Genomic DNA, 13,122 nt, shown 5'->3' with positions numbered 1-13,122 from the left:
AGCACAGCACCGCTTGTTTGTCAATGAAATAGTGGCAGAAATTGTCCTTTCCAACAGGCAGGGGTTGTTCTATAATTAATTACTGACATCTAAATACGGGCTTGGGCGATGGAAACAGGTGAAATTCCTGTACGGTCCCGCCACTGTGATGGAAAACATTTTCCTAAGTCAGATCTTTCTCCCAAGCTGTCGGTTTATTTGAAGCCTACGAGGTATAGGCGAAAAAAATTTTGCCCTTGTATACCTCTTTTGTACAAGGGGTTTTTTATGAAAGGAGAGCGGTAATGGTGGGGAAAAGCGCAAGAAGACTCTTTCTGGGAATTGTTTTTGTTTTGGCATTTGCAGTTCCAATCCACAGTTTTGCAGCAGTATCTGTCTGCAAAGATATAAAGGATACGGCATCATATTTTAAATCTTCCGCTTTAAACTCGGATTTTGCAGTAGCCGCACTGGCAAAGGAGAATTTGCTAACAGCCCATGAGATAAAGCAGTACCGGAAAGTTTTAATAAACCGGGTGAGAGCCAAAGGCAAAGAGTTAACCGGTACGGAACTCGTTAAGACCATCATTGCTCTAAAAGCGATTGGAGAGGATCCGGAAAACTTTCAAGGAGAGAATTTGATCAAACGCGTATACGATACGGCGGCAGAAAGCTCGGTAACCGGATATGCCTATGATTTAATCGCTTTGAATACGGATAATTATGAGATTCCGAGTGATGCACCGAATACTCCTGCTAAAATTGCAGCAAAACTGGTTGATGCGGAACTTCCGGACGGCGGTTGGAGCTGGAGTTTGACCGCCAAAAATTCGGATGTTGACTCAACCGGCATGGTACTGACCGCGCTTGGCACTTATCAGGATAAACATGATAAAGATGTGAACACGGCAATCCGGGATGGCATTAAATACTTGAAGGCAGCAGAAAAAGAAAACGCCAGCTTTGACAATTCGTGCACAACCGCCCAGGCCATCATCGGTCTTGTCTCTGTCGGCGTTGACCCGTCAACCGATGATTTTGTTAAAAAAGGCATGAATCCAATTTCTGCGCTCAGCACCTATAAAGATGCCAAAAACGGCGGGTACAAGTGGCAAACGGCAAGCGAATCTTCAGATAGCTTTTCAACAGAACAGGTTTTCCAGGCCCTTGTCGCCTATGACCTTTTTCTCAAGGGGGATACCCTGTATAACTTCCGGAAAGTAAGCAGCTCCTATTCTGCCTGTACAGACGCAACCGATTCGGGTGCCGGGGACAAGGATTCGAGCAGTAGCAATACCGGGAGTAAAGGTAGCGGCAATTCTCCAAATAATAATGGGACTGGCAAAACCACCAGCCAAAGTCCAGCTGCTGCCGCTGCAAAAGTGGTTGAAAAGCATGCGAAAGAAGTCGTCACCAAAACGAATACGATTACGAAAGATCATACAATTACAAACAACAACACCATCACAAAAACCAACACGGTAGAAAAGCCAGCTGCAACTAAAAATCAAACGCCGGCAAAAGCAGAAAAAGTTTCACATGCAAAAAAAGAGGACAAGCCTGCAGCTGCAACTGACCAGGCAACCCCTGCAGAAGATGTGCAGCAAGAGCCGAAAAAAGTCGTTATTACCAAAACAACGGGTATTTCTCCTGTGCACGGCTGGGTCGGTTCCCTATCTGCGGGTGCAGGCGTCATCCTGCTAATCATCAGTAAAAAATTTCTGGGGGTATGAGCAGGAATGAAATATAAAAGCATGATCATTGATAGTATTGCCGTCTTATTGATTGCATTCGGCGCCTGGTTTTTGATCGACGGTTTCCATTTTGAATCGAAAACCGTTAAAACCTATTCAGAAACAACACAAGTTGCAAACACTGCAGCAAAGGAAAAGAGTACGGCAGCAAAAGAAAATACATCCGGAAAGAAAACGGACGACGCTGGCAGTATCAAAACGGATGAAAAAAGCAATACGGGCGGATCCGGAAGCAACGTGAAAGATTCAGCCGCTCGTTCCAAAAATACTGAGGCTAAAGCTTCGACAGACAGCAAAACGGATGAAACACCTGCCACAAATACAAAAACGGCGGTCACATCCAGCACATCAACAAAAACGACAACTGGGGCTTCTTCGTCCGGTTCCAATGACAGCCGTGCTTCCGACAACACGGGAGCCTCATCTAAAGCAAAGGCCGAAACGGTTTCTTTAACGGTAAAGGGCTATAAAGGGCCAGTTTTCGGCGGCAAATACAGTTATAAAAGCGGAGACACAGCATTTTCCGTTTTAAAAACAGCTACCGCTTCTGAAGGTGTAAGCGTCGATTATTCCGGATCCGGTGCAACGGCCTATGTAAAAGGCATTGACGGCCAGTATGAAGGGGATCAAGGCGGCATGAGCGGCTGGAAATATAAAGTAAACGGAAAAGAGCCAAACGTTTCCGCAGGGACGTATAAATTAAAAGCCGGCGATCAGGTTGTCTGGTTCTATTCTAAATAGGAGTGCATAATATGGGGAATCAGCCGCTTGAAAAAAAGAAGTCAGCGAAGAACGCTTCACGGCTGACAAGGAGAATGGCGCTTCTTGCCATGCTAGCCGCACTGAGCGTGGCCGGACGGATTTTGATGGCGTCAATCCCGAATGTCCAGCCATGCACGGTGATCATCATTTGCAGTTCTTTTGTTTTCGGCATCCGCTTCGGTTTGGCGCTTGCGTTTTTAATCGTTTTCGGTTCCGATATGTTTCTTGGCATGGGGTTGTTTGCGATCATGCAATTTCTTGCGTGGGGGAGTATCGCGGTGCTTTCCGGTCTGCTCGGCAAGAAAGAGTTATACAAAAAAATCCCGCATCTCGTGTTATGTTTGTATGCAGCTTTTACCGGCTTCCTGTTTGGCTTTATGGTTTCATTAAATTATTTGTTTATCGGCGGGCCGTTTGCATTTTGGACATACTACCTCGGCGGGCTGTTGTTTGACAGCTACCATGCCGCGGGAAACTTCTTCTTTTATTTGATCTTAGGGCCGATTTTGATCAAACTGATTACAAAAGAAAAAGCACGGATAGATCGTATTTAGCCCAAGGCTGCCTGTTTCATGCAGGCAGCCTTGTTTGGGTGTTGTGATAGGGATGGATAAAATTGGCAACAAAATGACATAGTAAATTACTTGAAGATTGGCAACGTTTTTAAGATTATACGATTTCATTTATATATTGCATTAATTGTCTTATACTGCGAGTCTTTCGAGCTTCCATTGAATTGCACAATAAACACTAGCACCTCCTTAGTATCCATCAAAGGAGGTGCTGTCCTGTACTTATCAAAATTATACGTACTGATTACCCAGTTCTTCAATCTGTAATTGATATTCCCGCACAAAAGCCCTGGCCATCTTGGTAACTCCCGTAAAATCATTGTTTTCCGCAGGCTTCAACAAGCTTCCGCCAACGCCAATCATTCTGCATCCTACCTTTATCCAATCCCCCATATTATCCAGGTTTATGCCGCCCGAGGGCATAATTTCCAGTTGCGGCAAAGGGGCTTTAACATTTTTCACAAAAGCCGGGCCGACAATGTTACTTGGAAACAATTTAATTATTTCCGCACCTGCCTGCATCGCTTCTTTCATTTCATTAACAGTCATACACCCTGGGATATAAGGAATTTGATAAAGATTACATAGCAAGGCAGTTCCCTTATCGAAAGTTGGTGAAACGATAAATTCTGCTCCAGAAAGATGTGCAATTTGGGCAGTGGTGGAATCAAGAACAGTGCCAGCCCCTATCAATATATCACGTCGATCTTTATATTTCTCTGTAATTTTTCTTATTGCGATATCCGCGTTAGGGACTGTAAATGTTAATTCAATATTTTTGATCCCGCCTTCAATCAAAGCATCTGTAATTGGGGCTTGCTGAATAAGCAAAATTTCTAGATTTGGCAAGGATGCTCACGGCTTTTGCTTAAATTGAATGCAAGGGTTTTATAAAAAATACAGGGAAAAACTTGCACTTGAAACGCACCCTATGTGAAGGAAGGCCTTCATTTTTCTGCGCTTCCTTAACATAGACACCCTCTATGTGAAGAAAGACCTTCGTTTTTTCGTGCTTCCTTAACGTAGACGCGCCCTATGTGAAGAAAGATCGTCCATTTTCCTCGCTTCCTTCACCTAGGGATTGCTGAGAATAAGCAAAATTCCTAGACTTAGCAAAAATTTAAGTTTGCACTTGAAAGCTGATTCAAAGTATAGAGCAGACAGAATCGCATTTTCAAAGATGGTTTCTTCTATATTTTTAGATAAATCTTGTTGACAAATTGGGTACAAACTCAGAGTCGGATTCGTTCAGCAAGTCCTAATTAGGGTTTGCTGAATAAACAAAAATTCCAGATTTGACAAGGATTTTTCCGTCTCCCCTTATGCCCCGGCAGTTTCCTCCGCGTTCCGGTTAATAACTTCAATGATGCCGGGTCGTCCATATTGTCTTCAAAAATCCCGGCAATGCTGACGACGGTTTTGAACGGTTCCTGCCATCGCTGCCTCTCTTATTCGCACCGTAAAAATGTCCATCATAATCACGCAAGCCGGTACACGACAAATTTTTCGTATGGATTATGCTCATATAAAAGTGTTAGCGGGACTTCGAGCTTTTTTTCAAATGGCGTATGGTCTTCAAGGAAGTAAATATAGTCCTGTGACGGATAATATAAAATAATGTCTGTTTCCCGGTGTGCTTCTTCCACCGAGCGTAAAATATTTTGCACAACCTTCATAAAGATTTTTACGGAAAACGGATTAAAAAAGTAAAAACGGTTGTCTTCCGGCAGTATCTTATAATTTTCGGCAAGGCAGCATTTAAAACGAATACAGGCAGGCTGGACCGGGAATTTTCTCTCATAGCGTTTCTTGTTTTCGAGGGCTTCCCGGTACAACCCTTCATTCATTTCAATGCCGGTCACAGTTGCACGAAACAAATGATGGATATAAAAATTGAGCCGCCCTTTGCCACAACCGAAGTCTACCACATGATCGCTTTTGTCCAGTTCATAATGATCGAACAGTTCACAAAGCGCATGATAGGGCGTCGGCTCATAACGATTGTAATGTAGTGATGCATTAAATCCTTTCTGCTCACCGGTTGTTTTAATATGCAAAATTCCGTCAAAGTAGGAATCGTTCATTGTTTCGCTCCTGTTTTTTCTTGATAAAAACCAGCCTGCCGTTTATAAAGGGGCAATTGCCTGTTTCAGCCCGTACGGTGACAAATCCAGATCGGTTTTCCGGCCGAGTGCAAGCCTTGCAAGCTCTGCGCCGAGAAAAGGGCCGACCGTTAAACCGGATGCCCCGAGGCCGTTTGCACAAAGAAGCCCTTCGTAACCGGGCCAGGCACCGATCACCGGCAAAAATCCCGGCGTGAACGGCCGGAATCCGACTTTCACATCCATAAGGGACGCTTCAGCCAAGCCCGGTGCAACCGGCAGCACCTTACTTAAAACTTCGTGGATCCCGCCGGCTGTTGTGCGCAAATCAAAAGCTTCCGTGTTTTCATGGGTGGCGCCGGCAATGATACGGCCGCCATCGAATGCCAGCAAATACTGATCATTCGGCGGCATGACGACCGGCCAGCTGCTTGTGTCCCTACCTTGCAGTTTTAAATGGAGAATCTGCGCTTTTTGGTGGCTGACTTGAAATGCCGCACCGAGCGGTTGGAACAAATCTTTTGCCCATGCACCCGCTGCCACAATCGTTTTGTCCGCATGCAGCGTATGGCTGCCGGCTTCAACCCCGATGACTTTTCTGCCTTCCACAAGCAGCCTGGCACTGCCTTGAATGACTTTGGCCCCGCGTTTGCAAGCAGCATTTAACAGGCAATTGCGCAATGCCTTCCCGTTTACGCGCGCGGCACCGCCTGCATAGACCGCACTGAACCGTTCGTCCAGAATCGGGAACATGTCATGCGTTTCGGCCGCAGACAGGCGTTTCACTTCCCCGATTTCAGGCGCATCTTCCCTTCGCTTTAACGCGCGTTCCTGCATTTTATCGAGCTTTTCTTCATCTGTATGTATGCTGAGGGCGCCGGTCCGTTTATAACCGGTTTCCGTTTCCCCGTCTTTTTCCAATTGGGCAATTAAATCAGGGTAGTATTTTGCACCTGCTTTTGCGAGCCGGTACCAGTTTTTGTTGCGTCGCTGCGACAGCCATGGGCAAATGATTCCGGCAGCCGCCTCTGTTGCCTGCCCTGGGTCAGCCCTGTCAACCAGTGTAACAGCTGCGCCCGCTTTTGCAAGATGATATGCAGCAGAAGCACCGAGCACTCCGCCGCCAATTACAACATAAGATGGCATAAGTCACGCCTGCTTTCTGTAAAATAAGATTTGCTTTGTATATGAAGTAAAATCCTCAAGATGTTTCTCTATGATTTGCTTTAAAATATCCAAATCAATAGCCTGGTCATCGTGAACAGCGATATTCCGAAACCCAACCATTGCCTTTCATTTTGCGGCCGTTTCTTCATTGATTACTCCGTTCGCTTTCAGCAGATCAAAAGCCTCCCTGCCCGTCTGCGGAAGCCCGAGCTGTTCTTTTGCAGCAATGTGCATGGCCAAGTCAATCGATGCTTCACAAGCACGCTGGATATTGAGAATGATGGAGTCCTGTTTCGTAAAGTCCTCTAAACTTGCAGGAGAGCCGCTATACACTTCCCGGACACGTTTCAGGCAGCGCTCAATGGTACTTATCTTGTTCAAGACCACTTCATCTTCCATACACAGCCCCGCTTTCTGCAATGTTTTTTAATATTTCGGCACGTTCCTCATTTAGCTTTGCATACAAACAATACGCCAGCATTCGTTTTACATTCAGGGCATTTTCATTTTTTATATCCATAACGATGCCGGTTGCAAAAATCTGCGCCTGAAATACAGTAGACGCATGGTTCAGGTCAATAAGATCCACGTCCTTATTTAATCTATCTGCAAGTTCCTGAGCATACAAAAAACATTCATAGGGTGTCAGCATACCGCCTTCTTTGTAAAAAGCGATGTCAACATCACTATCCGGCCGGGCATATCCTTTTGCATACGAACCGAACAAAATGATAAAATCCGGATCTATTTTCTCTTTTAAAAAAGCAATGATTTCCCTCCGCAAGTTTGGCGCCCCCCTGTACACGGTACTCATCCTTATTATACGAACAAACCGGCAAAAAAGCGAAAAATCCCCGTGCAAACAGGGATTTTCATTTTCGCTTACTTTATGATGTTTTGCCTGCACTTATTTCAACGACATATCCAGAACCATCCTGCCTTGTATTCTGCCTTCTTCCATTTCCTTAAAAACATCTCCAACTTCTTCCAGTCTGCGCGTTTGCACAACCGGGACGACTTTTCCTTCCGCACCGAACATAAAAGCTTCCTCAAGGTCTTTTCTCGTGCCTACCAAAGAGCCGACGACTTCTATTCCGTCAAGAACCGTCTTCACAATTTCAAGATCCATTGTTTCCGGAGGGAGCCCGACAGCAACGACTTTTGAAACCGGCCGTACAGAGTGGACAGCCTGGTTAAAAGCCTGTTTTGAAACAGCCGTTACCACTGCAGCATGCGCGCCGCCAACTTCTTTTTGGATCCATTCAGCCGGATCGCCTTTCATTTTGGAATTAAAGGTGAGATCAGCACCGACTTCTTTTGCCAGTGAAAGTTTGTCGTCATTGATATCGATCGCAATGACTTTCGCATTAAATACATGTTTGGCGTACTGGACAGCAAGGTTACCAAGACCGCCGGCTCCATAAATGGCAATCCATTCGCCCGGCTTCACATCTGCGACTTTAATGGCTTTATAAGTGGTGACACCTGCGCAAGTAATGCTCGTCGCCTGCCTTGGATCCAGCCCTTCCGGCACTTTTACGGCGTAATCCGCTTTGACGATGCACTGCTCTGCCATTGCTCCGTCGATACTGTAGCCTGCATTTTTCACATCACGGCAAAATGTTTCATTTCCCGTTAAACAGTACTCACAATGCCCGCAGCCTTCAAAAAACCAGGCAACGCTTACACGATCGCCCACTTTAAGAGAAGTGACACCATCCGCGACTTCCCTGACAATGCCGACTCCTTCATGGCCGAGAATGCGTCCCGGCACATCGCCAAAGTCGCCCTTTGCCACATGCAGATCCGTATGGCAGACACCGCAGTATTCGATATCCACCAAAGCTTCCCCATATTCAAGTGGACGCAACTGCACATCTTTGACCTCTACCAGTTTTTGCTTATCAGAACTGACGACTGCTGCTCTCATGCGCATCCCTCCAAAACATATTCGTTGGATATTTCGCAATCTTGGTTTTATTATAATGGCCTCTCTCCGGGCAATCAAGATTTTTTTGAAAAATTTTCCGGTTTTTCCACCCGGTATATGTCTGGCTTACCTTCTTTGAAACAGGGTATAAATATAGAAACCTTTCTGCCATACTGCGATGAGAAAATAGGTGAGTACGTATGAATATGGACAAGCTGAGTCAAGTGACACCTGGTGTTTACAAGATTGAAGAAAATTATGTTGGCGAAGCCATGAAGAACCTTCGGGAAAACCAATTGATCATTCAAGGCGATATTTTTTGGCACAGCCATGAAACAAAAAAAGTGAAACTGTTGAAGCGTGCCAGTTATTTAGTCGGATACAACCCGTTCATGAAAATGGATTACGACTATTTAATAGAATTAAAAAGTTTGCTGGAAATTTTGCTTGAAGACAAAGATCCTGACCTCGTCCACTGCATAATTAAAAATGCCAGATGGATTACAAAAGATTATATATACACGATCACGGATAACAAAATCAATATTGAAGTGAACCTGGCTTAGGTTTCAAGGCAGGACCTTTGTGAAGGTTTTTACAAAGCAGGGGGCCGGGAACTTCTGCACCCCACGTCGAATGACAGATCATGAAAGGGAACGCAGGCAAGACAGGTCGTAATTTAAACATACTTGAATGAACAGACAGGCTTGGTGGTTTAACTCCGGGCCTGTTTTCATTATATAAAGTGAAGTAAGCTTCGGACTTTTAAAACACTGAAACAAAAAATTTATCATTTTTTTGTTTGCTTGCCGCTATACCCTTTGACCAAATGTTCAGCTTTGAACTTACTTTAGACAAAACCTACAGGCCTGGCGGTTTAACCCCAGGCCTGCTTTTCATTATTATAAAGTGAAATAAGCTTTGCGCTTTTAAAACACTGAAGCAAAAAACTTTTCATTTTTTCCATGCTTGTCGTTGTACCCTTTGACTACGTGCTCAGCTTTGAACTTACTTTAGCCACATCCCACTGGCTTGGCAGTTTAACCCCAGGCCTGTTTTTAGGATATAAAGTGAATCAGATTTTGGATTTTTAAACCACCGAAACAAAAAATCATCATTTTTTTATGCTTGCCGTGTACCCTTTGACCAAACACTCAGATTTGAACTTACTTTAGCCAAAACCCACAAGCTTGGCAGTTTAACCCCAGGACTATCTTCATGATATAAAGTGAAATAAGCTTCGAACTTTTAAAACACTGAAACAAAAAATTTATCATTTTTTGCATCTTTGCCGTTGTACCCTTTGACCAAATGTTCAGCTTTGAACTTACTTTAGCCAAAACCAACAGGCCTGGCGGTTTAACCCTGGCCTGTTTTTAGAATATAAAGTGAAACAGGTTTCGGTTTTTTAAACCAACAAAACAAAAAAATTTATCATTTTGTTACGCCTCTTTTTAAGGTCTTGCAGATACAATAGGCCTTATTTTTTTAGTGTGGGAACGATGTCATCCTGCATAAGCTTTCCTGATTGTGATTTTGGCATCTTCCAGTATAGATCCAACTGTATGCAGTTTTTCTCAGGGAAGGTAAGATGTTGTCCGAATAAAAGGTTCATGGATATAGCCGCTCGGATCTGGTTCAAAGGCGGTTCGATCTTTAAAAATCCTGATAAAAAAAGGAAAAACGGTTTTGGTTCACCTAATAATTCTCAAGTTCTTCATCCAAGTCTTTTTTTAGTCTTTCTGTATCTACTACGACTGAATCAACGTTATTCCAAAATATGGATGGCTTAATACCGTCTGATTTCATCCCAGGTAACCATTCGTTCATAAATTCATAAAGGTCAATTTTTTTTGCATGGTACTCTTTCCATTCTTCTACTGCACATTTTTGTGCAATTTTTTTTGGGCCAAAAATTTACAAGCGGACATCCGTTATCATCCTTAGACATCGCCCAGCCATGGTGGTATAGTCCCCAAATTTCTTCATAATCAACACTCTTTTTAATAAAATATTCATATCTTTTAAACACTTGGAGTGTAAAAACTGCTTCAACTTCTTTTGAATTCATAGATTCCACTCCTTGTTAATTTTCATATATCTGATCCAAAGTTATTCCTTTCTGGTTCTTTCTATTGTTTCAATCGTTTCGATATTAATATCAGTCTTCATTTCGAAAGCCGTATTAGCTAAGAATTTATAGGAGAGCTCAAGGTTTTCCCTGTTAGCTCAACAATGTATGTACAACCTGCTACTTGATGACGTTGTGAGTTGCTGCGATGCATGTTGAACGAATCTTAACCGAGTATAAAGCATTATAGGAATGGGGGGAAGCTATAGAACCGGGTGGGAAGGCATAAAATAATGAGGAACTCGATTGTTGGAATAGTCTTCTAGGTAATCACCGGATTACAAGGTTCGATGTGGAGATTGGTTCAAGCTCCACTTTGGATATGGAAGAAGGCTGGAGAGACTTTGGTTGCACATGCTTCATAGAAACTGTTATTCTATATTATGAATAATTTAAATTATTGTAAAGGAGATCTTTTTTATGTCTAAAGTTGCAATTGTAACAGGATCAGCTGGTGGGTTAGGAAAAGGCATTGCAGAAAGATTATGCTCAGATGGTTTTAGTGTTGTTGTTCATGATATTAACGAACAACTATTAAATGAAACCGTCAACGAATTTAAAAATAAAGGTTATGATGTTATTGGCGTCAAAGGTGACGTGTCTAAACGAAATGACCAATTTAATCTTGTTAAAAAAGGTGTTGAGAAGTTTGGCCATTTAGATGTATTTGTAAATAATGCTGGAATTGATGCAGTATCCCCATTCTTAGAAATTACAGAGGAACAGCTGAATAAGCTCTTTAGTATTAATGTAAATGGCGTTGTTTTTGGAACACAAGCAGCAGCCGAACAATTTATAAGCCAGAAATCAAAAGGGAAAATTATCAACGCATGCAGTATAGCTGGACATGAATCCTACGAAATGTTGGGTACATACTCAGCTACGAAACACGCAGTTAAATCCTTTACTCATTCCGCTGCCAAAGAATTAGCCAAATATCAAATTACAGTGAATGCATACTGCCCTGGTGTCGCTAAGACGAAAATGTGGGATCGAATTGATGAAGAAATGGTCAAATATAGTGATGATTTAAAACCTGGTGAAGCATTTGAAAAGTTTTCTTCTGAAATAGCATTAGGAAGATATCAAACCCCGGAAGATGTAGCAAACTTAGTTTCATTCTTAGCATCAGATGACGCTGATTATATAACAGGACAAGCAATTTTAACAGATGGTGGACTTGTATATAGATAATAAAGGTAAGCTATTACTTCTTTTTTATATTAAAGTCATAGGGGAAGCCGCGGTATTACAAGATGGCTTCCCCTATGAGTGACAATAATGCCGTCAACGTTCGGACAAATGATCCCATCAGTTTCTCGCCATTTTAAAGTGTCAGTGACAATATGAGATTTTTCCTACCTTTGCTTGTGTTGTTAACTTATTTTTTAATGTTGCACCTCAAAAGGGTACCCGTTATACAGTAACAGGTACCCTTTTCTTCTCAGCTAATTTCGGTGATGCAAGGATACCAGCGTTTGGTAAGCTTTCAAATGGTAACCTGTGAATGGGGTATGAGGAAATGTAAATGGGTGAATGATTGACCCAACTTACCTGAAGACTAATCTTTCTATCTCATTATCATGATGCAGCGATTACATATACGACGCATGAGGGATTGGGCGGGTTTTCTATTCAATCCGTGTCGCATAGAACGTGATCGACTGGTTTGGATTTGGTGGAGGGAGGAAAACGAAACTAAAGGGGATGGATAAATGATACATATTCTATTTGGTGCAACAGCTTCGGGCAGCTTGAAACATACATTAAGGAAAATGGGACTTGATAAGAAGGATACGGTCATCTCTTTTTGGGATATATTTTCCGTTGGCCCCATTTATAAGTTAAATGAAGAAATCGGAGTTAAATCCAGATTGAAGTGGATGGAAAAGTGCATGAGTGATGAATTTGATGAAATTCCGGATTATCTCAAAGAATTTAAAAGATCACTCGATCAGATCAACTCAGTAGCTGATGAGGAGCATGTAACAATTTGGACCTCTGATAATGCGCACGAACAAGTAGGATTGCGATTCGCTGTGTATCTATTAAAAGATAAAAATATGGATATAACCGTTATAAACACGACAAAGGAGTATGAAAAACGATTCCCGGTAAAAAATGTAAAATATACATTGCTTCATTCAGGCGAAATGATCCCTGAAAAGTTCCAACACATATATGAACATGGCGCTGGAAATCTGTTGACGGACCATGATAGAACAGGTTTGAAAAAAGAATGGCTTAGTCTTGCAGAAACCCGGGAGACTTTAAGGATCTGGCAGAACGGAAAAATATTTAGCGTTTCTGAAGACTATTTCGATGAATTTATTATCGACAAAGTAAAAAAGCTGCATGGTAAAGGCAATGCAAGGAAGTTTATAAATTCAGCCAGGGTCATTGGCGAGGTAATCGGGCATTTAGACCAATACGTGGGGGATACATTTCTTGAATATCGCATCAGAAAGCTAATTGAAGCTGGCGTATTCGAAACGAAAGGCCGTCTTGAAGCGATGCGGTTTTACAGCATAAGACTTAAATGCTGACATGATGGATGCAAAGTATAAGCTGCTTTCTGAACGGAACCCAGACTAGGAACGCCGCAGAATCATAACATAAAAATGTTCCCCGTGATCTTGCACAAAAACTGCATTAGAGAATCGGATTCTAAAAGGGCAGGATGGATTACCAGCAATAGAGGAAACAGAGATCTTTTTTCCTCTTT

General features: G+C 42.7%; 11 protein-coding genes, 2 pseudogenes and 1 riboswitch. Of the genes and pseudogenes, 6 read left to right on the top strand and 7 right to left on the bottom strand.

Annotated elements, in window-relative coordinates:
• Nucleotides 1-83: 83 nt before the first annotated feature.
• Nucleotides 84-231: riboswitch (adenosylcobalamin (AdoCbl) riboswitch) on the top strand.
• A gap of 101 nt (nt 232-332) precedes the next feature.
• The 3 genes from BCOA_RS25825 to BCOA_RS25815 are packed head-to-tail and all read left to right on the top strand — an operon-like array spanning nt 333 to nt 3,049.
• On the top strand, nt 333-1,712 hold the full coding sequence (locus BCOA_RS25825; RefSeq protein WP_258434435.1) for a terpene cyclase: 1,380 nt from the start codon (nt 333-335) through the stop codon (nt 1,710-1,712).
• 6 nt (nt 1,713-1,718) lie between these two features.
• Nucleotides 1,719-2,474, top strand: coding sequence for a DUF4430 domain-containing protein (locus BCOA_RS25820; RefSeq protein ID WP_014096958.1), 756 nt, complete (start codon nt 1,719-1,721; stop codon nt 2,472-2,474).
• 11 nt (nt 2,475-2,485) lie between these two features.
• A complete protein-coding gene (locus BCOA_RS25815; RefSeq protein ID WP_014096957.1) occupies nt 2,486-3,049 on the top strand; it encodes an ECF transporter S component in 564 nt (187 codons plus the stop codon).
• A 249-nt stretch (nt 3,050-3,298) separates the two neighbouring features.
• Here the strand turns inward: BCOA_RS25815 and BCOA_RS25810 are convergent, their stop codons facing one another.
• The 6 genes and pseudogenes from BCOA_RS25810 to adhP form a co-directional block, all read right to left on the bottom strand.
• A complete protein-coding gene (locus BCOA_RS25810) occupies nt 3,299-3,916 on the bottom strand; it encodes a bifunctional 2-keto-4-hydroxyglutarate aldolase/2-keto-3-deoxy-6-phosphogluconate aldolase (RefSeq protein WP_014096956.1) in 618 nt (205 codons plus the stop codon).
• 629 nt (nt 3,917-4,545) lie between these two features.
• Nucleotides 4,546-5,151 (bottom strand): class I SAM-dependent methyltransferase, encoded by a 606-nt coding sequence (locus BCOA_RS25805; protein ID WP_014096955.1) that lies wholly within the window; start codon nt 5,149-5,151, stop codon nt 4,546-4,548.
• A gap of 42 nt (nt 5,152-5,193) precedes the next feature.
• Nucleotides 5,194-6,315 carry an NAD(P)/FAD-dependent oxidoreductase gene (locus BCOA_RS25800; RefSeq protein ID WP_014096954.1) on the bottom strand — a complete coding sequence of 374 codons (1,122 nt, stop codon included), beginning with the start codon at nt 6,313-6,315 and terminating at the stop codon, nt 5,194-5,196.
• A gap of 3 nt (nt 6,316-6,318) precedes the next feature.
• A pseudogene (gene hepT, locus BCOA_RS25795) lies at nt 6,319-6,735 on the bottom strand (type VII toxin-antitoxin system HepT family RNase toxin).
• Entirely contained in the window at nt 6,725-7,120 is a 396-nt protein-coding gene (gene mntA / locus BCOA_RS25790; RefSeq protein ID WP_014096952.1) for a type VII toxin-antitoxin system MntA family adenylyltransferase antitoxin, read from the bottom strand. Before mntA ends, hepT begins: the two are co-directional and overlap by 11 nt.
• 123 nt (nt 7,121-7,243) lie before the next feature.
• Nucleotides 7,244-8,266 (bottom strand): alcohol dehydrogenase AdhP, encoded by a 1,023-nt coding sequence (adhP, locus tag BCOA_RS25785; protein WP_014096951.1) that lies wholly within the window; start codon nt 8,264-8,266, stop codon nt 7,244-7,246.
• A gap of 200 nt (nt 8,267-8,466) precedes the next feature.
• Between adhP and BCOA_RS25780 the strand changes: the two genes are divergently transcribed.
• The gene (locus BCOA_RS25780; protein WP_014096950.1) at nt 8,467-8,832 is read left to right on the top strand and encodes a hypothetical protein; all 366 of its coding nucleotides are present in this window, start codon (nt 8,467-8,469) and stop codon (nt 8,830-8,832) included.
• A 1,132-nt stretch (nt 8,833-9,964) separates the two neighbouring features.
• Here BCOA_RS25780 and BCOA_RS25775 read toward each other — a convergent pair.
• Nucleotides 9,965-10,337, bottom strand: a pseudogene (locus BCOA_RS25775) (DUF2750 domain-containing protein).
• A 480-nt stretch (nt 10,338-10,817) separates the two neighbouring features.
• Here BCOA_RS25775 and BCOA_RS25770 point away from each other — a divergent pair.
• Nucleotides 10,818-11,591: an acetoin reductase gene (locus tag BCOA_RS25770; RefSeq protein ID WP_014096948.1), complete on the top strand. Its 774-nt coding sequence runs from the start codon at nt 10,818-10,820 to the stop codon at nt 11,589-11,591.
• A 521-nt stretch (nt 11,592-12,112) separates the two neighbouring features.
• Nucleotides 12,113-12,943, top strand: coding sequence for a DUF1835 domain-containing protein (locus tag BCOA_RS25765; protein WP_014096947.1), 831 nt, complete (start codon nt 12,113-12,115; stop codon nt 12,941-12,943).
• The last annotated feature ends 179 nt before the right edge of the window (nt 12,944-13,122 follow it).

Origin of the sequence: Heyndrickxia coagulans 36D1, assembly GCF_000169195.2 — a bacterium.
GTDB classification, from domain to species: domain Bacteria; phylum Bacillota; class Bacilli; order Bacillales; family Bacillaceae_C; genus Weizmannia; species Weizmannia faecalis.
The sequence above is the reverse complement of the archived record's forward strand: the minus strand, read 5'-3'. Positions and strand labels throughout refer to the sequence as shown.

Coding starts and splice junctions, on each gene's coding strand:
- BCOA_RS25820 (WP_014096958.1), top strand. CDS start 1,719: ATGAAATATAAAAGCATGATCATTGATAGTATTGCCGTCTTATTGATT.
- BCOA_RS25815 (WP_014096957.1), top strand. CDS start 2,486: ATGGGGAATCAGCCGCTTGAAAAAAAGAAGTCAGCGAAGAACGCTTCA.
- BCOA_RS25805 (WP_014096955.1), bottom strand. CDS start 5,151: ATGAACGATTCCTACTTTGACGGAATTTTGCATATTAAAACAACCGGT.
- BCOA_RS25800 (WP_014096954.1), bottom strand. CDS start 6,315: ATGCCATCTTATGTTGTAATTGGCGGCGGAGTGCTCGGTGCTTCTGCT.
- adhP (WP_014096951.1), bottom strand. CDS start 8,266: ATGAGAGCAGCAGTCGTCAGTTCTGATAAGCAAAAACTGGTAGAGGTC.
- BCOA_RS25780 (WP_014096950.1), top strand. CDS start 8,467: ATGAATATGGACAAGCTGAGTCAAGTGACACCTGGTGTTTACAAGATT.
- BCOA_RS25770 (WP_014096948.1), top strand. CDS start 10,818: ATGTCTAAAGTTGCAATTGTAACAGGATCAGCTGGTGGGTTAGGAAAA.
- BCOA_RS25765 (WP_014096947.1), top strand. CDS start 12,113: ATGATACATATTCTATTTGGTGCAACAGCTTCGGGCAGCTTGAAACAT.